We start from the raw sequence: 18,788 nt of genomic DNA, 5'->3' as shown, positions 1-18,788 counted from the left end.
GCCGCGGTGATCATAAAGAAACGTCTGGTGACAGGCGCTGCCGGGCTGCTCGCGGCCCTCGCCTGCGGCCTGATACTCCCACCCACCGCCACCGCCGACGAACCGTCGCGCCCCTCCCCCAAGGTCGAACTGGTCCTGGACGTCAGCGGCTCCATGCGGGCCCGCGACGTCGACGGCGCCTCCCGGATGTCGGCGGCGAAGCAGGCGTTCAACGAGGTGCTGGACGCCACGCCCGAAGAGGTCCGGCTCGGTATCCGCACCCTGGGCGCCAGCTACCCGGGCAAGGACCGCGAGGTCGGCTGCCGGGACAGCAAGCAGCTGTATCCGGTGGGCCAGGTGGACCGTACCGAGGCCAAGGCCGCCGTGGCCACGCTGCGCCCCACCGGGTGGACCCCGATCGGTCTGGCGCTGCGCGGGGCGTCCAAGGACCTCGCCGGCGACGACGCCACCCGACGGATCGTGCTGATCACCGACGGCGAGGACTCCTGCGGACAGCCCGACCCGTGTGATGTCGCGCGTGAGCTGGCCGCCGACGGCACCCACCTGGTCGTGGACACCCTGGGGCTGACCCTGGACCGCAAGGTCCGTGAGCAGCTGAGCTGTATCGCCGAGGCCACCGGTGGCACCTATACGGCGATCCAGCACACCGATCAGCTCTCGTCCCGGATCAAGCAGTTGGTGCGCCGCTCCGCCGAGACCCCGGTGCAGACGCCCACGGGGGTGCGGGGCGCGGCACAGTGCGCCAAGGCCCCCGAGCTGGGGACCGGTCTGTACAACGACCGTGAGCGGTTCGGCGAACACCGCTGGTACCGCATGAAGGTGGCGCCCGGCAAGGAACTGCGGGCCTCGGTGAGCGTGGCCGCCGACCGTGCCGTCGACCCCGACTACGGCATCCTGCTGCGCGCGGTGACACCGGGCGGCCGGGAGCTGGTGCGCGGCAGCGAGGCGGGCAGCGGCCGTACGGACGTCATCTCCACCGGGCTGCGCTATCCCGTCGCCGACGCGGATGACGACGAGGACACCACGGCACGGACGGTGTGTCTGGAGCTGAGCCAGTCGTTTTCGGCGCCCGCGGGCGTCAAGCGCACTCCGGGGCTGCCGGTCGAGCTGGCCGTGGACGTGGTCGACAACGACGAGCCTCCGGCGGATGTGGCCGCCTTCGGTCTCGGCCGTGGCTGGGTGCTGCTGGGTGTGCTCGCGGTGACCGGCCTGGTCGTGGGATTGATCTGGGGCTGGGTGGCCCGCTGGCGTATCACCGTCTGGAGGTCCAACTGATGCGAGCCCTTCGTAAGGCGGGCGCCGTGCTCGCCCTGTGCGCGGCGGCGCTGCTCACCGCCGTCGCCCCGGCCGTCGCGGACGGCGACGGCGGCAAGGACGACCGGGGCGGCAAGGACGGTCTGACCGAGGCGGGGACGAACTTCCGTACCGCCACCGCGCTCGAGCAGGGTGAGAAGGCCACCGCCCCGGCCTCCACGGGCGACTATCTGTACTGGGTGGTCCCGGTGGCAGCCGGGCAGATCCCCGCCGTCGAGGCGAAGGTGAAGCTGCCGGACGGCTCCGCCCGGCACGGCGGCGCCACCTGGCAGCTCGACGTCTACGACGGACTGCGCCGTCACCAGCCGTGTGCGTCGGGCGGCCCGACGCACCGCGCGGACCAGCAGGACACCTCCGTGAGCCTGAGCTGCACGGTGCGCCAGGTGCGGTCGTGGTCCGAGCGCTGGGCCAACGATCCGCTGCCCGGCGCCTATTACCTGCGGCTCACCGTGGTGGACCTGCCCGAACAGGACCTCGGACTGCCCATCGACGCGGAGGTCACGGCGACGGCGCGGGACGCGGGCGGCAAGCACGCGGACGGCGGCGAGCTGGCCGAGCCGCTCAACCCGTCGCTGCGGGCGGGTACGGTCGGCACCGACGATTCCACGGATGCCGATGATTCCGGCGATGCAGACGCTTCCGGCGCTTCCGGCGCTTCCGGTGAGGAGCCGCCGCGGGCGGTCGCCGAGCCGGAGGACGGCTGGGGCTCCGGCTGGTGGTCCGACCGCTGGGTGTGGACCGCGAGTGGCGGGGCGCTCGGGGCGCTCGCCGCGGTGGGCGGCTACACCCTGACCCGGGGGCCGCGCGCCGCGGGCACGGGCTCGGGCCGCCCACCGGCCGACGGCTGACCGGATCTCCCGTACGTGCCGCTGTTCCGCCTGTGCCGGGCGGAACAGCGGCACCGCCACTTTTCCCGCTCTCCCGCGTGACCGCCCTCGGCATCCACGACGCGAACGCCCCCCGGACGGCGGGGCCATGCGAGGTGGCGCCGAGGCGTACGCCCCGCACCGGGCGACCCACACGCTGCGCACCCAACCGGAATACCAGGCACCGTGGTTCCGGGCGTCAATGATTCCTATCGGACCGTGAGGGCGACCGGGCGAGTCGTCGCTCAGGAATAATCCTTGCCCATCAGCCGCGCGAATTCCCCCGGCTCGGTATCGAAACCGCGAATGGTGCTGCGCATTACCCATTCCCCCGCGTCGTCACGGGTGAATACGGCGACGGTGGCGGCGGTGGCCCCGGAGACACCGGAGAAGTCGCTCTTTATCAGCTCGGTGTACCCCTCGGCAATGCGGACGCTGGTGCTCGCGACGTCGCCGAAGGTCTTCCGCCCGGCCCCCTGCTGGATGGCCACGCCCACGACGACGCGGGAGTACTCGGCCGACAGCCGGTCGAGCTCCAGGGTCATGGCCTCGTCCACACCAAAGCCCTGACCGGTACGGCTGTCCCTGTTGAGATTGATGGTGCCGTCGGGAGAGCGGCTGTCGAAGTGGACAAGATAGGCGGGCTCGCCGAACGGATCGGCGGCGGGGTAGGTCGCGGCGACGATGTCGAGATCATTGGGCGCCTCACCCGTGGGGCTCGGATCCCACTTGAGTGCCACCTCGATTTTCCGGAGACCCTTACTGAGACCAGTCACCCAGACTTCCCTTCCTCGGATCGTTCTCCGATGTCGCGTACGGATCCCGTCAATCCTATCGCGCGGCAAGGGGAGTTGAGCATTTCCGGGAGCCGCCCGCAGGGCGCCGATGAGGGGTCTCTACTATGGAGCTGCGTACAAACGGAGGAAGGAAGCGGCCATGCGAAGGTTGGGGGAGCTCGAGGCGGAGATCATGGACCGCCTCTGGGCATGGCGGCGTCCCACGACGGTGCGGGAGATCGTGGATGACATCAATGAGCACCGTCCCGTCGCCTATACCACAGTGATGACGGTGGCCGGCATCCTCTACAACAAGGGCTGGCTGCTGCGCGCCAAGGAGGGCCGCGCCTGGGTGTACTCGCCGGTGCGCAGCCGCGAGGAGTACACCGCCGCGCTGATGGAGGACGCGCTCGGCACCAGCGACGACCGGACGGCCGCCCTCGCCCACTTCGTGCGGCAGATGGGGCCGGAGGAGGTCAACGCCCTCCGCAAGGCGCTGCGGGGCACCGGACGGCGGCCGCAGACGTGACCGACGCGCTCGCGCTGGTCTGCTACGCGGCGGTGGTCGGCGTTCTGACCCCGAGAGCGCTGTCCCGCGGCACCTGGTCGTATCGCTTCCCCGCCCTGGCTGTCGCGATGTGGCAGGGTCTGGCCGCCTCGTTCACTCTCGCGGCGTCATTGGCCAGTTACCACCTCATCGCCCCAACCGGGCATCTTCATAATGGAATGTCCGGCTTGCTCCGCTTCTGTGGTCTGGCACTGAACACATATGTCCCTGTTTTCACGGGCGTTCCGGCCATCGCCGTACCGCTCGGCGTGACTCTTCTCCCACTGCTGTGCTTCGGCCATCACCTCCTGCGGGCCCGGCGCGCCCGCACCCGCCACCGCGGCATGCTGGACCTGGTGGGCCGACGCTCGGCGCGGCTGGGTGCCACGGTGCTCGACCACGAGACACCGGTGGCGTACGCGCTGCCGGGCCGCCGCCCCCGGATCGTCGTGAGCTCCGGCGCACTGCGGGTGCTGTCACCCGCCCAGCTGGACACCGTGCTGGAGCATGAGCGCGCACATGTCGCGGGCCGCCACCATCTGGCGCTGGCCGCGGCCGAGGCGTTCGCGACGGTTTTCCGGTGGCTGCCCCTGGCGCGCGTCGTCAGGGAGCAGACGGCGTTGCTGCTCGAGATGGCCGCGGACGACCGGGCGCTGCGCCGCCATCCACGCGAGGTGCTCGCGTCGGCCCTGTACGCCATGGCGGAGGGCCGAGCGCCGCGGGGCGCGTTCCCGGCCGGGGGCGCGGACGCCGTGGTCCGGCTGCGTCGGATGCTGGCTCCGCGCGGACCGGTGCATCCGGTGGTGCGGGGAGCGGTGGCCGCCGGGGCCGGGGCCGTACCGCTGCTTCCGCTCGTGACCTGCTGCCTTCCGGGCCTCGGCTAGGCCACGAATCCGCGACCGCGAGCGCCGTCGCTCCGGACCCGGTGGGCCCGGAGCGACAGGGACGATGTGGTTCAGATCCGGTCGAGGAGGGTGCGCAAGGTCGCCACCTCCGCGGACTGACCGGCGATGACGTCACCGGCGAGCTTCGTGGCCGCGGCGCTTCGCCCCTTCCGCCGTTCGTCCTTCGCCATCGCGATGGCGCCCTTGTGGTGCTCGATCATCAGCCGGGCGAAGGTACGGTCGAAGGCGACGCCGTCGGCCGCCTTGAGCCGGTCCATCTCCTTCCGCGACATCATGCCGCCCTCGCCGTGCGCGCCGCCCGAGCCGTGGTCCATGCCCGGCATACCGTCCCCGGCAGACGGCCGCGGAGCGCCCCAGGACTTCAGCCAGGACCTCATGGTCCTGATCTCCGGCCCCTGAGCCTTCTCGATCCTTCCGGCCAGGCGCCCGATCCGCGCGTCCGACGTCCGGCCGCGCGCCAGCCGGGCCATGTCCAGGGCCTGCTGATGATGCGGAATCATCATCTGTGCGAAATGGACATCCACGTCATTGAAGGCGTCCTTCGCGGAGCGGGGAGCCGCCGAGGAGGACGCCGAGGGGTGTGCGCCCCCGTGCCCGGCATCCTCCTTGCCGTTCTGGCCGCCACATGCGGCAAGGAGCAGCCCCGCCGTGATGGCGGCGCCAGCCACCGCGACACGGCGGCGGAGCGGCCGTCGGCGGGCATGGGTGATTGCGGTCATGTCGAGGTACCTCGTCTGTCGGTGAGGGTCGGTTCTGTGGCTTTTCCGGCGGGGTGACGCGATTCGGCCTATATCCGCAGAACTGACAGGGCGACGAGGTCGGGCCCGGGTGAAGGAGGGCGGGGTCGCACGGCGACGGAGGGCGGGGCGGAAGGCCCCGGGGGAGACCCACGGCGGCGCGTGAGGGCCGCGCGCAGCAGCCCCATGAGCACCCAGGCACCGAGCACCGCCACACACAGCGAGGCCATGTCCATCACGGCCATGGGCTCTCGGGTCTCGGCCACGGGCCCACGCGGCTCCGCGGCCACGGGCGCCGCGCCATGGCCTCCGCCCTGGACGGCCGCGACGTGGCCGTGACCACCGTGCTCACCGCGACTGAGGGCCGCATACGAGGCAGCGGTGACATGATGCGCCGAGCCGCCCGTGCCCGAGCCGGATCCACCATCGGGATGGCCCACGGTGTGCATCACAAAGACGCCCATGGCCAGCAGGACCACCAGCAGAAGCCGCGGGACCACTCCCCCGCGCACCCGTCCGCCGATGTTCACTCCTGTCCCCTCCGCTACCGGCACGTCCCGCCCCGGAGGGACACCGTACTCCTAAAGCGATTAGTACGTACGAGCGGGGTGACACAAGGGCGGCCGGGGCCGGTCAGCCCTCCCGCCAGTCGAGTTTGATCAGCATGTTCTTCGCCTCTTCGGCCACCTCGGTATCGGCGACCACGTCGTACCTGGCGGCCACGATCTGACTGCGCGAGGCGAAATCGCGCCGCCCCCCGCTGAGGGCGTGGCCCACGAAGCCGAAGATCGCGCCGAACACCGCACCGTAGACGAGACCGCTGATGATCAGCACGATCACGTTGTGCTCACCGGCCGCGAACACCGACAGCAGCAGCCCGATCAGCAGACCGAACCAGGCACCGGTACCGGCACCGGCCAGCGCGGCACGGCCACGGGTGAGCCGTCCGAGCACCGTTTCGATCATGCGCAGATCCGAGCCGATGATCGCCGTGTGTTCCACCGGGAACTTGCTGTCGGACAGGAAGTCGACCGCGCGCTGGGCTCCGGCGTAGGTCGCGTACGAGCCGACGACAGGACGGTCGACCACCGCCGAGGGCGGTTGCTGGGTGGTCATCGCAGGACTCCCTCCGTCAAGGAGAGCCTGCGTCCACACCGCTCCCCTCGCAACGGGAAGCGACATAGCGGCATATATCACCTACAATGCCTCGGCACTCGAAGCAGCGACACGGCTCGCCACCGCCTTCCGGTATCCCGTTGCCGACGGAATTCCGGGGCATTCCCCCGCGCGTCGTCTCCCTGCGTTTTTCTCCCCTTGCCGGTCCTCGCGGAATGGCCTCCCCGCGGAAAAGGCATCTCGCGCGCCCCGGTACATTGCCCCTCATGATCGAGAAGACAGGGGCTGAGACGGATTCACGGTCACGGGGGAAGCGGGCACGGAGACGGCACGCCGCCCGGACCGGAGGCGGGGCCCCAAACGGGCTGATGCGGTCGTCCCTGCTGATGGCGCTCGGCACGATGGTGTCCCGGGCCACGGGGCTGATCCGGCAGGTGCTCCAGGCCGCCGCGCTCGGCACCGGTCTGCTGGCCAGTACGTACAACACGGCCAACACCGTGCCGATGAGCCTGTACACCCTGCTGATCGGCGGGGCCCTCAACTCCGTACTGGTGCCCCAGCTGGTGCGCGCCCGCGCCCAACAGCCCGACGGCGGCCAGGCGTACGAGCAGCGCCTGGTCACCCTGGTCCTCTGTGTGCTCGGGGTCGGCACCCTGCTCTCCGTATGGGCCGCTCCGGAGATCGTCAGCATCTACCGGCAGGACTCCCCCGAAACCCACGCCGCCTTCGAGCTGACCGTGGTCTTCGCACGCTTCCTGCTGCCGCAGATCTTCTTCTACGGCGTGTACTTCATGATGAGCCAAGTCCTCAACGCCCGGGGCAAGTTCGGGGCGATGATGTGGACCCCGGTGCTCAACAACGTGGTGCTCATCGCCATGTTCGGGTGGTACGTCGGACTGCTCGCCGTGCCCGAGCGGGTGGAGGACATCACCGGGGCGCAGGTACGGCTGCTGGGGGTCGGCACCACCATCGGCATCGCGCTCCAGGCCCTGGCACTCGTTCCGTACGTCCGTGCCGCGGGCTTCCGCTTCCGGCCCCGCTTCGACTGGCGGGGTACGGGGCTGCGCAAGAGCCTGGTGGCGGCCCGCTGGACGCTGCTGCTCGTGGTGGCCAACCTGGTGGCGCTGACGGTGGTGACCAACTTCGCCAACGCGGCCGACCAGCGGATGCCCACCTCCGGGGTGGGCTACTCCGCGTACTCCTATGCGCAGACCATCTGGTTGCTGCCACAGTCGATCGTGACGGTATCGCTGGTCACGGCGCTGTTGCCGCGGATGAGCCTGGCGGTGGCCGAACACCGGCTGGACGACCTGCGCCATGACCTCTCCCGCGCGCTGCGGACCAGTGGCGTGGTGATCGTGCCCGCCGCCTTCTTCTTCCTGGCCTTCGGTCCGCAGATCGCCCAACTGCTGTTCGCGCACGGCTCCTCGGACGCCGCCAACGCCCTGCCACTGGGCCAGATGATCCAGGCGTTCGGCCTCGGGCTCATTCCGTACTCCGCCCAGTATCTGCTGCTGCGCGGCTTCTACGCCTTCGAGGACACCCGCACTCCGTTCTGGATGGCGGTGTGGATCAGCGGGGTGAACATCGCCCTGGCCGTGGCCTGCCATCTGCTGCTCCCGGCACGCTGGTCGGTGACCGGTATGGCGGCGGGCTACGCCGTGTCCTACGCGGTGGGGCTGCTGTTCACCGCGCTGCGGCTGCGCCGCAGGCTGGAAGGACGGCTGGACGGCAAACGGCTGTGCCGCACGTACGGCAAGCTGACCGCGGCCGCGGTGGCGGCCGCCGGGCTCGGCTGGCTGGTGGCCCACACCTTCGCCACCGCCGTGGACTCCCCGGCCTGGGCTCCCGTACTGGGTCTGGCCGGAGGGTGCGTCACCATGGCGCTGCTGTTCGTCGTGCTGGCCCGGGTGCTGCGCATCGGCGAACTGCGGAGCCTGCCGGGGTTCGGCTGACCCCCGGCGCGGGTGCTGGCCCGCCGGGGTCCTGCCCGCCGCTCCCGGGAGGGGCGCGGCGGGCAGCACGGGTGGTCAGCGGTTGTCGTGGCGGATGAGGGAGCGCACCATCCGGCAGGTGGTGTCGGAGGGCGGATGTACTCCGATCCGGACCGCGGTGGTGCGTATCCTGCGGTTGGGCGCCTGCTCGGCGCGGTACACCCCGGAGTTGAGCAGGGCGATGGCCAGGCGCATGGCCTTCAGCCGACGGTTGTGGGACTCGTACCACTCGCGCGGACGGCCCGCGGGCATCCGCTTCCTCGGCAGGGTCGGAAAGCTCGGCAGGTCCGGAAGAGGTGTTGCGGCAGTGGCCATCGGCATCCTCCTGAGACAGTGGGGAACCTTCCCTTTCACTGCCTCCATTCTACTGCCGGGCACTGACAAGCGTCCTGGTCAGACCGGCTCTTGGCGGTCTCGCGGTACGGTGTGCGGTATGGAGATCTGGATCAACCCGGCGTGCTCGAAGTGCCGTAGCGCGCTCACCCTGCTCGACGCGGAGGGCGCGGGTTACACCGTCCGCCGCTATCTCGAGGATGTGCCGAGCCAGGACGAGATCCGGGCGGTGCTCGAGCGGCTCGGGCTCGAGCCGTGGGACATCACCCGGACCCAGGAGGCGGCCGCGAAGGAGCTCGGGCTGAAGGACTGGCCACGCGAGGACGGCGCGCGGGACCGGTGGATCGCGGCGCTCGCGGAACACCCCAAGCTGATTCAGCGGCCGCTCATCACGGCGGACGACGGCTCGGCCGTGGTCGGGCGTTCGGAGGAGGCGGTGCGGGAGGCGCTGGCACGCTCCCGGTCCTGAAGCGGGTGGCCTGTCCCGGTCGCGGCCGCGCACCCGTGGAAGCGGCCCCGGCTCGCGTGCGGTGTACGGCAAGCCGGGGCGGCGGTCGGGCTCCGGTGGCTCAGCGGCCCCGGCCGGAGCTCTGCTGTGGACGCAGCAGGAAGCGCTGTGTCTTGCCGCTGGAGGTCTTGGGGAGTTCCGCCACGAAGTGGATGGCCCGCGGGTACGCGTGCTTGGCGAACCGCTCCCTCACCAACCGCTGGAGCTCGGCGGCGAGCGTGTCGCCGGGCTCCGCGGCGCCGGGGCGCAGCACCACGAACGCCTCCACGACCTCGCCGTACTCCTCGTGGGGCACACCGACCGCGGCCGCTTCCGCCACCGCCGGGTGTTCCAGCAACACACTCTCCACTTCGAACGGGCCGATGCGGTAGCCCGCCATGAGGATCACATCGTCACCGCGTCCGGAGAAGAACAGGTCGCCCTCCTCGTCGCGCGCGGCGGTGTCACCGGTGTAGAACCAGCGTCCGTCGGGGCTGAACTTCTCGGCCGTCTGCTCGGGGGCCTCCCGATAGCCCTGGAACCACATCAGCGGGCTGGCGGGGATATCGATCACCACGCGCCCGGGGACATCCGTCCTGGCCAGAGCGGAGTTGGTGTCCTCGCGGAGCACCTTGACCTCCCAGCCGGGCATCGGACGGCCCATGGCTCCGGGCTTGATATCGGTGCGCAGGGCCGGATGCCACGCATGGCAGACGGCCATGCCCAGTTCGGTGGAGCCGTAGTGGTCGCGCACCGGGACACCGAGCGTCTCCCGCGCCCACTCCACGACGTCCGGGGGCAGCGGTTCACCGGCCGCGGAGCAGCAGCGCAGCCGCAGGTCATCGGGGACGGGCAGGTCCGAGGCGCGCAGCTTACGGTAAACGGTCGGTCCGGCGGCGAAGTTGGTGACGCCGAAGCGGGAGAGCACCGCCCAGGTGGACTCCGCGGAGAACAGGCTGTTGAACAGCAGGCTGCGCCGGCCGAGGGCGAGCGGTCCGATGAGGGCGTAGTAGAGACCGTAGGCCCAGCCCGGGTCTGCGGCGTTCCAGAACACGTCCTCGGGCCGCTGATCCAGGCCGAATTCCTGGTACATGGCGAAGCCCGCGACGGCGCGCAGTGGGATCGGGACGGCCTTGGGGTTGCCCGCGGTACCGGAGGTGAACAGCTCCACGATGATCGCGTCACCGCCCAGGGCCACCGGCTCGGCCTGCGGGTCGTGTGCCGCCTCCAGCTCGGCGAAGCCCAGGTCGTCCCCCTCGACCGGACCGGCGGTGACGATCCGCCACGGCCGCTCCGCGGTGAAGCCGGACTCCGGGTTCAGCTTCGCGCGCTGATCGGTATCGGTGATCACGACCTTGGTGCCGTTGCCCGTGGTGCGCAATGCGATGGCGGGCGGTGCGAAGGCGGTGAACAGCGGTACCTGGACGGCTCCGAGGCGCCAGATCGCGAGCGTCGCGACCAGCAGCTCGGCGGACTTGCCCATCAAGGTGGCGACGCGGTCGCCGACCCCGACGCCCAGACCGGCCAGCGCGCTCGCCATGCGCGCCGAGCGGTCGCGCAACTCACCGAACGTCATGTCGTGGCCGGTCAGGTCCTTGCCCACCAACGTGAACGCCACGGCGTCGGCGGGGTGCCTGTCGCACAGCAGGTACGCGGTGCTCGCCGCTGGCTCACCGAAGGTCTTGAGCAGGTCAGCCATGCGCTGTTCCGGGCTGGTCAAGAGGGCTCCTAGTGCTGGTATCCACGAGTCGCGCCGGACGGGAAGCCGGTGGGTGAGACCGCCCGGACCGGAGGGGCGCGGGCGCACCTCGCCTCCCGGGTGTGCTGATCCCGGGTGGGCGGGACCGCGTTCCCGGGCCGTTCGGCAGCCTCCCGTTGGCTTGTACACGCTATCGCGCTTTATGAGCTGCTCGGCAGCGGTCTACGGGTAGCGGAAGGCCATATGACACCCATCAGCGTCCGCTTCGCCCCCAACGCCCGCAAGGCCCGGTCTCATCGGCGGACATCCCGGTACGCCGCACCGCTCACGGCGTGGGTAGCGTGTCTCCCATGTGCATCTCGATGGCCCCCGCCAGGTTCTCCGGCACCACGGTGTACACGGGGCGCCGTCACCATCCGGAGCACGGTCTGATCCATGTCCTGGGTTATCAGAACACTTCGGCCAATCTGGCCACCGGGCCCAACGCGATGCTGCTGCATCTGCCCGCCCTCCCCATGACCCGGGAGAACTTCCTCTCGGCGGGGAGGTCCGATGACATCCTGGAGCGCATGGTGGAGGCGGTGCGTCCGGTCCCGGTGGCCACGCGCTCGACGATCGACTGGATGGGCGCGGACTCGGCACCTCAGGTAGAGGTGTTCGACCACGACGTCTACACGGTGCTGCTCGCTCGCGATGCCACCGCCATCCCCGAGGCGCTGTACCGGGTGGAGCCCCGCAGACGGCCCCGGCTCGATCCGCGGCTGCTGGAGTTCTACGCGGAGCGGTATCCGTGCCACACCATCGCGGTGTGCTGCTTCGACAACGCCGACGCGCAGCGCGCCAAGCCCCTGTTGATGTGGTACGAGCCGCTGGAGCCGGACCAGTTGACGCTGCCCGCGCTGGACTGTCACACCGGCGGGCCCCCGGATCTCGACGCCGAGGTGCCGGTGGACCACTGGGTGCTGTTCGGCACCGACGAGGCTCCGGAGGGCTGGGGCGAACCCGTCGACTATCCCGCGGATATGCGCCATGAGCTCCGCGGGTTCCTCCCCGACACCGTGATGGGTGCCTACTACGGACAGGACGCCCTGCCCAATGGGGACTTCACGCTGGCGCACGAGGATCTGCTCGCGGGGGACCTGGACCGCGTCCGGCGGCTGCGGCCGGTGTGAGCCCGCGGCGGGTCCCCCGGGGTCCGCGGCAGGGTCCTTCGGGTTCGGCGGCCGGATCCCTCGGTTCACCGCGCGCGCCCGCCACAGCGGCACTCTGGCGCCACCCCTTCCCCCGGCTTACCTTGGCAGCGGTAAGGCATACCGTTCGCATGGCTTGTCATGTCTGAGCCCCAAGCCGCACGACAAGAGGTGAGCCTTGTTCCTCCGCCGAAGACGAGCCCGTCGCTCAGCGCTCGTCGCCACCGTCCTCGCCACCCTGGCGGCAGTCGCCGCCGGACCCGCCCGCGCCACCGCCGACAACGCACCGTCGGCCCGGCCCGCCGGGACACCGCTCGTCCAGCCGATCGACCCTCAGAACTGGCGCAATCCGGACGATATGACCTGGGCCGACTACCGCGCGGTCCCCGGCACCGACTGGGCCGACCCATCGGTCGAACCCACCCAGCGCACCTTCAAGGGCGCGCTGGTGCTCCTGGACTATCCCGATGAGCAGTTCACGGTCAGCCGGCCCGCCGGATCGAACCGGTTCGGCAATCCGCAGCCCACCGCCGCCGGGATCCCCCGTGACCGCCTCCCCGCCTTCTACCGGGACTTCCTCAATGAACCGGGTCCGCTGAACCACGGTCACACCATCAACGAGTACTGGATGGAGGACTCCGGCGGCCGCATAGGTGTCGATCTGACCTCCTTCGGTGTGTACCGCATGCCGTCCAAGTCGTACCAGTACGGCGTCGAGGGGTCGATGAACCCGGGCGCCTGCCCGGCCGGGGACACCTGTGGCAAGGACATCCGCGCGGACGCCAAGGCGGCGTGGACCGGCGATATCGGCTCCGGCGAGGCGGGGAAGTTCGACTTCGTCTTCTACCTCACGGCCGGGGAGGACGAGTCCGCCACCTGGCAGGAGTTCGGGCAGATGAAGTTCGCGAGCGCGGGCGACGTCCCCGCGGCGTGGGGCCCGCCGATCCCCACCGGGAACAACACGGCCAGGACCCGCTATGTCCCGTGGACCTCGTGGCAGGCCGCCGCCCGTATCTGGCCGAACGCCGCGGACGGCTCGTCCCTCCAGGCCGAGAGTTCCGGTATGGCCGTGTACGCCCATGAGTTGAGCCACATCCTGGGCATCGGGGACAACTACAACAACCCGTACGGCACCCCGCTCAGCCGCTCCTACACCGGTATCTGGGGCATGCTGTCCCGGGGCTCGTTCAACGGTCCCGGAGGGCCGCACACCCGCTGGCGGATACCCGCCACTGCGGGTGGTTCCATGGGCGCCCAGCACGTCCTGCGCGACAAGCTGAAGCTGGGCATCGTGGACAAGGACAACGTCCTGAGTCTGGACCGCACCACCCTCAAGGATTCCGGGCTCGTCACCGCCCGGGTCACCGCACGCTCGGCGCCACCGGGCAAAGAGGGGCTGTCCGGTGTCACCGTCGCGATGGACAAGGATCTCTCCCCGTCCTGCGACCGCGGCACCGATCCGCTGTGCGACGGCGGCGGCTACGACCACTACACGCTCGAGGTCGTGGACCGGATGGGCATGGACTCCTTCACCCCGGACAACGGAGTGCTGCTCAGCAAGACCAAGGAGCAGGACCGGGCACCGTTCGCCTGGGTCGTCGACGCACACCCCGAAGACATCGACCTGGTGGACTTCGAGCGCCCCGATGGCACCCAGCAGAAGATCACCATGGGGGACTACCGCCAGCTCAGCGATGCCCTCTTCCACGCAGGGGCCGACTCCGGCAGCCAGTACGAGTACATCGACAAGGCGAACCGGCTGCACTTCTACGTCCTCGATCCGCACCGCAGCCGGTCCGGGGTGCTGTCGTACACCGTGGCCGTCCGCTCCCTCGACGGTGACGGGGCGCAGCGGCGGGGGCTGACCGTCGGCCGTGGCCAGGCGACGGGCGAACCGTCCGGCGGCCGGGCCCGGTGCACCTTCGACCTCGCCAACACCGGCGACGCCACGTCCTCTCAGGGCGACCGGCCGGGGAAGGCCAACGCTTCCACCACATCCGATGTGTACCGGCTGTCGGCCACGGCCACCGGGCGCGGCTGGTCCGCCTGGCTGCCCAGCCGGCTCGCCACCGCCGAGGCCGGGGCCTCGACGGATGTGGAGGTGGCCGCGACCGCGAAGAAGGGGGCCGCCCGGCACGGCACGGTGGTTCTCACCGCGCGTTCCGAGAGCGACCCGGACAAGACCGCCACGGCCCGCTGCGCACTGACGGCGTCGGGCGGCCGCTAGCCGCGCCGGCACAACGGAGGACGGCCCGCGGGGTCTTCGGCGGGCCGTCCTCGCACGCTCTCCGCCGCTCCCCGCGCGCTACCCCGTCGCGTCCTGGGCGTCCGTCGTGGCCTGCGGGCCCGTCGGGGCCTGCGCGTTCTCGATCGGCACCCGTAGGGTGTCCGGTTCGCAGCCGACGGTCCCGGCGATGATGCGCGCCGCTCCCATGGTGAGCGGCACCAGGCTCTGCTGATCGACCTTGTCCGGGGTGTCCCGTGGATCGAAGATGTACATCGGTGTGGTGATCAACTGCACCAGTGGCACACCGGTGTAGTAGAAGTACGCGCCATCGGTGGCGGGGTTGGGCGCGAAGGCCGTCGGCGACAGGATCCATGAGCGCCGCAGGTCCTCCGCCGCGATGGACTCGGCCACCAGCTGCTCCAGCTGAGGCGCCTGGGTGGTGAACCACCACCGCACCTCGGGATCGTCGGTGGGTACGACCTCCCCGTCGACCACCACCGCTTCGCGCGCGGCGTGTTCCAGATGCATCTCCAGGACGACGTCCGGAAACAGCTCCGGATGCGCGGCGATGAAGGCCTGGGTGCCCGCGGCGCCCGCCATATGGCCGGACGTCAGCACGAACAGCATGTTGTGCGGCCGCAGTTCCCGCGGCACCGACGCCCAGAACCTGGCCTGTGCCAGAACGAGGGCGACCCCGGAGGCGTCCTCGACCGCCGAGGCCCACGGACCGTCGTGGTGGGAGCCGACGATGACCCAGTGGTCCGAGGCGCCGGGAAGTGTTCCCACCACGTTATGGGTGGTCTCCTCGGTGATCGTGGCATCGGAGACGATCCGCCCCTCACACGCCCCGGACGCCATCAGCTCACGGACCTTCGCCCCGTCCTGGCCGCTCAGCCAGATACCGGGGATCGACCGCCGCTCGGCGTCGTACGGCCAGTAGAAGTCACTGGTCTCCCAGGGCAGTCCGGTGAGCAGACCGACATAGGCGGTCGCGCCGTTCTTGATGGCGATGTCGAAGTCGAGCACATGGGGAAGGTCGAACGGGACGGTCTGGACGAGATCGGGGAACACGCCCTCGGGGTCGTAACAGTCGGTGGCGCGGGCCTGCACCTCCGTCTGCGGGAGCCGGGTGAAGCCGATCTCCTGTACGGCGATGCGCCCGCGTACCTCCCCCTCCTCCATGCGGACGAGGTGGCCCTCGGTCCCCTCGGTGGGGGTGGTGTACGGCAGGGCGAGCCCGGAGAAGCGGGTGATGTCGTCGGGCCGGTCAGTCGGCCAGATCTCGAAGGTGGCGGACCGCGGCCGCCAGATCGGCGTGTCCAGCGGCTCCAGCCGGACGTCCTCGAGACCGGTCTCCCGGAACTGGTCGGCGGCCCACTGCTCGGTCCAGCTGTCGGCCGGATATCCCGCCCGGCGAATGCCCTGGCCGACGATCAATTCGATCCAGCTCATCATCTCCTTCGAGCTGGGTGCCCGGTCGATGTACTTTTCCAGGGCCGGCCAGCCGTGTGTGACCGAGGACTCGCCCAGTCCGCCAGAATCGCCCATCGCCATCCTCCTCATCGCGAACGTCCGGTTCATGGTCGGCGATATCACTAAAGCTGGGCTAAGGCCATGGACCTAGCCGCGCGTTAGCTCACCTTTAGTGACGACGCAAATGATGGTCGCGGTATCGGCACTCCGTGGGATCGCGGGCGCCGGACCGGAGGTCAGGCCCCGATTAATGGTGGAGTTGAGTGTGCGTACCCACAGAACAGAAGGACAGGATCCGCATCACCCGGCCCGCGGGGCGAGGTGGATCCGGCGGCATGTCCCCGTCGGCGTGGTCGGCCTGGCCGCCGTGAGCGTGGTCGCGCTCACCGTGAGCCCGGTGAACGCCGAACCCGACAGCAAGCACAAGAAGCCGCCGCGGTCCACCAATCCGCTGCCCGCGCCGCCCCAGATGCGCGATCTGGACTTCCTGCTCGGCACCTACACCTGTGACTACACCCCGCCGCCGGGCGGAAAGCCCGCGGTGTTGCGCATGACCACGAAAAAGGCCATGGGCGGCCATTACTACTACACGGACGCCACATTGGAACCGGGAAAGGTTGTCGGGCGTTCCTCCTTCGGCTGGAATCCCGTCGACAAAACCTTCCTCAACCAGTACCACGACAACTGGGGCTCCTCGGGCAGTTACACCTCCGCTGGCTGGAAAAACGGTCACCTCATTTTCAAGGGCCCGCTCAACCAGGTGGTGACTCCGGATGCCAGCGGCAGCACCGAGGGAATCAAACTGGGGCTGGTCGACGACTACCAGATCCTCGGACCGGGACATTTCAGGGACAACACGAGCTTCACCTTCCCCGATGGAAATGTGCTGCGGGGCAGCTACGACTGCCGCCGCGGCTGACGCGGCACAGGGGCCGGGCGCACGGCCCTGACCGGGCGCGTTCCGGCCCCGCCCGGCCCCCGCACCACCGCGTTCACCGCGTTCACCGCTCGGTCCCGACAACACGTTCCGCCGGTTCTCGTCGAGGGAAGTGGGTACGCCGCCAATGGCGAACAACGAAGAGAGGCTTCTCGACTACCTGAAGCGCGTCACGGCGGACCTGCGTCAGACTCAGCGCCGTCTGAAGGACGCGGAGTCGGCCGGGCACGAGCCGGTCGCCATTGTCGGGATGGCCTGTCGATTCCCCGGGGGCGTACGGTCCCCCGAGGAACTGTGGGAGCTGGTGGCCGCGGAGCGGGACGCCATCACCGAGCTGCCGGCGGACCGCAATTGGGACCTGGACGGCCTCTTCCACCCCGACCCGGAACACCCCGGCACCAGCTATTGCCGCGAGGGCGGTTTCCTCGACGACCCGGCCGGATTCGACGCCGCCTTCTTCGGCATCAGCCCGCGCGAGGCGCTGGGGATGGCACCGCAGCAGCGGCTGGCCCTGGAGGCGTCCTGGGAGGCCATCGAGCACGCCGGTATCGACCCCGAGTCGCTGCGGTCCAGCCGCACCGGCACCTTCATCGGCTGTGACCACCTCGACTACTGCTCCGATGCCTCACAGGTGCCCGAGGGTTCGGCGGGCTACTTCACCATCGGCAACTCGGCCAGTGTGGTATCCGGCCGGGTGGCGTACGCCCTCGGTCTCGAAGGAGCCGCGGTGACGGTGGACACCGCCTGCTCCTCGTCGCTGGTGGCCATGCATCTGGCATGCCAGGCGATCCGGCAGGGCGAATGTGAACTGGCCCTGGCGGGCGGTGTCGCCGTGATGTCCTCGACGGCACCCTTCATCGGCTTCAGCGAGCTGCGGGGCCTCGCCCCGGACGGACGGTCCAAGGCGTTCTCGGCCGACAGCGACGGGATGACGCTGTCCGAAGGCGTAGGGGTGCTGCTGCTGGAGCGGCTGTCCGACGCACGGCGCAACGGCCACCGGGTACTGGCCGTGATCCGGGGCACGGCCGTCAACCAGGACGGTGCGAGCAACGGTCTGACGGCGCCCAACGGGCCCTCGCAGCAGCGGGTGATCCGACAGGCACTCGAGAACGCCCGGCTGTCCCCCTCGGAAGTGGACGCCGTCGAGGCGCACGGCACCGGGACCCCCCTGGGCGACCCGATCGAGGCCCAGGCGCTGCTGGCCACCTACGGCCAGGAACGCCCCGACGGGCAACCGCTGATGCTGGGGTCCATCAAGTCGAACATCGGCCATGCGCAGATGGCCGCGGGTGCGGCAGGTGTGATCAAGATGGTGATGGCGATGCGGCATGAACTGCTGCCCGCCTCACTGCACATCAACGAACCGACTCCGCACGTGGACTGGAGCGCCGGGGACATCCGGCTGCTCACCGAGGCCGCACCGTGGGCATGGACCGGCCATCCACGCCGGGCGGGAGTGTCCTCCTTCGGGATCTCCGGTACCAATGCCCATCTGATCCTGGAGCAGGCACCCGAGCCGGAGGTGTCGGCCGAGGTGTCCGGGGTGGGGGACGGACCACTGCCGTGGGTGGTGTCCGCGCGAAGCACGGAGGCGTTGCGCGGACAGGCGGCCGCACTGGCCGGTCGTGTGAGCGGCGACGCGGAGCTGTCTCCACTGGACGTGGGCTGGTCACTGCTGACCTCACGGACGCTGTTCGACCACCGGGCCGTGGTGGTGGGAGCCGACCGCGAAGAGCTGACGGCGGGCCTGGCGGCGTTGGCCGCAGATGAACCGCACCCGGGTGTGGTGGGGCCGGGCGACGCCGCGGCCGGCGAAGGCCGGACGGTGTTCCTCTTCAGCGGCCAGGGCAGCCAGCGAGCGGGCATGGGCGCCGAGCTCTACGAGCGTTTCCCCGTCTTCGCCGAAGCCTTCGACGAGGTGTGCGCACTCCTCGATCCGCATCTCGAACACCCGCTACGGCAGGTGGTATTCGACCCTGATGCCGAGCGGACCGGGTTGCTGGATCACACGACGTATGCGCAGGCAGGTCTGTTCGCGCTGCACATCGCCCTGACCAGACTGCTCGCCTCCGTAGGCGTCCATCCCGACGCGGTCATCGGCCACTCCATCGGAGAAGTCGCCGCGGCCCATATCGCCGGAGTCTTCGACCTCCCCGACGCCTGCCGACTCGTCGCCGCCCGCGCCAC

Annotated in this window: 16 protein-coding genes; 10 read left to right on the top strand and 6 right to left on the bottom strand. The window is 70.1% G+C overall.

Annotation, left to right across the window (positions count from 1 at the left end):
- Positions 1-6 precede the first annotated feature (6 nt).
- Both AB0C66_RS18090 and AB0C66_RS18085 read left to right on the top strand, forming a co-directional pair.
- Positions 7-1,275 (top strand): VWA domain-containing protein, encoded by a 1,269-nt coding sequence (locus tag AB0C66_RS18090; RefSeq protein ID WP_362438894.1) that lies wholly within the window; start codon positions 7-9, stop codon positions 1,273-1,275.
- Positions 1,275-2,162 carry a hypothetical protein gene (locus AB0C66_RS18085; protein WP_362438891.1) on the top strand — a complete coding sequence of 296 codons (888 nt, stop codon included), beginning with the start codon at positions 1,275-1,277 and terminating at the stop codon, positions 2,160-2,162. Before AB0C66_RS18090 ends, AB0C66_RS18085 begins: the two co-directional genes overlap by 1 nt.
- 263 nt (positions 2,163-2,425) lie before the next feature.
- Here the strand turns inward: AB0C66_RS18085 and AB0C66_RS18080 are convergent, their stop codons facing one another.
- On the bottom strand, positions 2,426-2,977 hold the full coding sequence (locus AB0C66_RS18080; protein WP_362439939.1) for a TerD family protein: 552 nt from the start codon (positions 2,975-2,977) through the stop codon (positions 2,426-2,428).
- 139 nt (positions 2,978-3,116) lie between these two features.
- On the opposite strand from AB0C66_RS18080, the gene AB0C66_RS18075 reads away from it, so the two are divergent.
- Complete coding sequence (locus AB0C66_RS18075; RefSeq protein ID WP_362438889.1) at positions 3,117-3,485, top strand: BlaI/MecI/CopY family transcriptional regulator; 369 nt, start codon at positions 3,117-3,119, stop codon at positions 3,483-3,485.
- The gene (locus tag AB0C66_RS18070) at positions 3,482-4,387 is read left to right on the top strand and encodes a M56 family metallopeptidase (protein WP_362438886.1); all 906 of its coding nucleotides are present in this window, start codon (positions 3,482-3,484) and stop codon (positions 4,385-4,387) included. The genes AB0C66_RS18075 and AB0C66_RS18070 overlap by 4 nt, the downstream gene beginning before the upstream one ends.
- Positions 4,388-4,458: 71 nt before the next feature.
- On the opposite strand, the gene AB0C66_RS18065 is transcribed toward AB0C66_RS18070, so the two are convergent.
- Both AB0C66_RS18065 and AB0C66_RS18060 read right to left on the bottom strand, forming a co-directional pair.
- The gene (locus AB0C66_RS18065; protein WP_362438883.1) at positions 4,459-5,127 is read right to left on the bottom strand and encodes a DUF305 domain-containing protein; all 669 of its coding nucleotides are present in this window, start codon (positions 5,125-5,127) and stop codon (positions 4,459-4,461) included.
- A gap of 651 nt (positions 5,128-5,778) precedes the next feature.
- Entirely contained in the window at positions 5,779-6,261 is a 483-nt protein-coding gene (locus AB0C66_RS18060; protein ID WP_362438880.1) for a general stress protein, read from the bottom strand.
- A gap of 368 nt (positions 6,262-6,629) precedes the next feature.
- Here AB0C66_RS18060 and murJ point away from each other — a divergent pair, with 368 nt between their 5' ends.
- Positions 6,630-8,216 (top strand): murein biosynthesis integral membrane protein MurJ, encoded by a 1,587-nt coding sequence (gene murJ / locus AB0C66_RS18055; protein ID WP_362438877.1) that lies wholly within the window; start codon positions 6,630-6,632, stop codon positions 8,214-8,216.
- A 75-nt stretch (positions 8,217-8,291) separates the two neighbouring features.
- Here the strand turns inward: murJ and AB0C66_RS18050 are convergent, their stop codons facing one another.
- Positions 8,292-8,570 (bottom strand): hypothetical protein, encoded by a 279-nt coding sequence (locus tag AB0C66_RS18050; RefSeq protein ID WP_362438874.1) that lies wholly within the window; start codon positions 8,568-8,570, stop codon positions 8,292-8,294.
- 118 nt (positions 8,571-8,688) lie between these two features.
- On the opposite strand from AB0C66_RS18050, the gene AB0C66_RS18045 reads away from it, so the two are divergent.
- On the top strand, positions 8,689-9,057 hold the full coding sequence (locus AB0C66_RS18045; RefSeq protein WP_362438871.1) for an arsenate reductase family protein: 369 nt from the start codon (positions 8,689-8,691) through the stop codon (positions 9,055-9,057).
- Positions 9,058-9,157: 100 nt separating this feature from the next.
- Here the strand turns inward: AB0C66_RS18045 and AB0C66_RS18040 are convergent, their stop codons facing one another.
- The gene (locus AB0C66_RS18040; RefSeq protein WP_362438868.1) at positions 9,158-10,774 is read right to left on the bottom strand and encodes an AMP-binding protein; all 1,617 of its coding nucleotides are present in this window, start codon (positions 10,772-10,774) and stop codon (positions 9,158-9,160) included.
- Positions 10,775-11,124: 350 nt separating this feature from the next.
- Here AB0C66_RS18040 and AB0C66_RS18035 point away from each other — a divergent pair, with 350 nt between their 5' ends.
- On the top strand, positions 11,125-11,946 hold the full coding sequence (locus AB0C66_RS18035) for a hypothetical protein (RefSeq protein ID WP_362438865.1): 822 nt from the start codon (positions 11,125-11,127) through the stop codon (positions 11,944-11,946).
- A 196-nt stretch (positions 11,947-12,142) separates the two neighbouring features.
- Positions 12,143-14,191: a M6 family metalloprotease domain-containing protein gene (locus AB0C66_RS18030; protein WP_362438862.1), complete on the top strand. Its 2,049-nt coding sequence runs from the start codon at positions 12,143-12,145 to the stop codon at positions 14,189-14,191.
- 78 nt (positions 14,192-14,269) lie between these two features.
- Here AB0C66_RS18030 and AB0C66_RS18025 read toward each other — a convergent pair whose 3' ends face one another.
- On the bottom strand, positions 14,270-15,739 hold the full coding sequence (locus AB0C66_RS18025; protein WP_362438859.1) for a M28 family peptidase: 1,470 nt from the start codon (positions 15,737-15,739) through the stop codon (positions 14,270-14,272).
- A 292-nt stretch (positions 15,740-16,031) separates the two neighbouring features.
- On the opposite strand from AB0C66_RS18025, the gene AB0C66_RS18020 reads away from it, so the two are divergent.
- Together AB0C66_RS18020 and AB0C66_RS18015 are read left to right on the top strand one after the other, a co-directional pair.
- The gene (locus tag AB0C66_RS18020) at positions 16,032-16,583 is read left to right on the top strand and encodes a hypothetical protein (protein ID WP_362438856.1); all 552 of its coding nucleotides are present in this window, start codon (positions 16,032-16,034) and stop codon (positions 16,581-16,583) included.
- Between the two features lie 145 nt (positions 16,584-16,728).
- Positions 16,729-18,788 (top strand): type I polyketide synthase (locus tag AB0C66_RS18015; protein WP_362438853.1); only part of this gene is annotated, 2,060 nt, incomplete at its 3' end.

The sequence above is a fragment of the Streptomyces sp. NPDC048636 genome (assembly GCF_040650655.1).
Taxonomy (GTDB): domain Bacteria; phylum Actinomycetota; class Actinomycetes; order Streptomycetales; family Streptomycetaceae; genus Streptomyces.
This window is presented reverse-complemented; position numbering and strand designations above follow the sequence as displayed.

What these genes read in the sequence shown, in the direction of transcription:
- AB0C66_RS18085 (WP_362438891.1), top strand. Translation starts at nt 1,275, where the DNA reads ATGCGAGCCCTTCGTAAGGCGGGCGCCGTGCTCGCCCTGTGCGCGGCG.
- AB0C66_RS18075 (WP_362438889.1), top strand. Translation starts at nt 3,117, where the DNA reads ATGCGAAGGTTGGGGGAGCTCGAGGCGGAGATCATGGACCGCCTCTGG.
- AB0C66_RS18065 (WP_362438883.1), bottom strand. Translation starts at nt 5,127, where the DNA reads ATGACCGCAATCACCCATGCCCGCCGACGGCCGCTCCGCCGCCGTGTC.
- AB0C66_RS18060 (WP_362438880.1), bottom strand. Translation starts at nt 6,261, where the DNA reads ATGACCACCCAGCAACCGCCCTCGGCGGTGGTCGACCGTCCTGTCGTC.
- murJ (WP_362438877.1), top strand. Translation starts at nt 6,630, where the DNA reads ATGCGGTCGTCCCTGCTGATGGCGCTCGGCACGATGGTGTCCCGGGCC.
- AB0C66_RS18050 (WP_362438874.1), bottom strand. Translation starts at nt 8,570, where the DNA reads ATGGCCACTGCCGCAACACCTCTTCCGGACCTGCCGAGCTTTCCGACC.
- AB0C66_RS18045 (WP_362438871.1), top strand. Translation starts at nt 8,689, where the DNA reads ATGGAGATCTGGATCAACCCGGCGTGCTCGAAGTGCCGTAGCGCGCTC.
- AB0C66_RS18040 (WP_362438868.1), bottom strand. Translation starts at nt 10,774, where the DNA reads ATGGCTGACCTGCTCAAGACCTTCGGTGAGCCAGCGGCGAGCACCGCG.
- AB0C66_RS18035 (WP_362438865.1), top strand. Translation starts at nt 11,125, where the DNA reads ATGTGCATCTCGATGGCCCCCGCCAGGTTCTCCGGCACCACGGTGTAC.
- AB0C66_RS18025 (WP_362438859.1), bottom strand. Translation starts at nt 15,739, where the DNA reads ATGGGCGATTCTGGCGGACTGGGCGAGTCCTCGGTCACACACGGCTGG.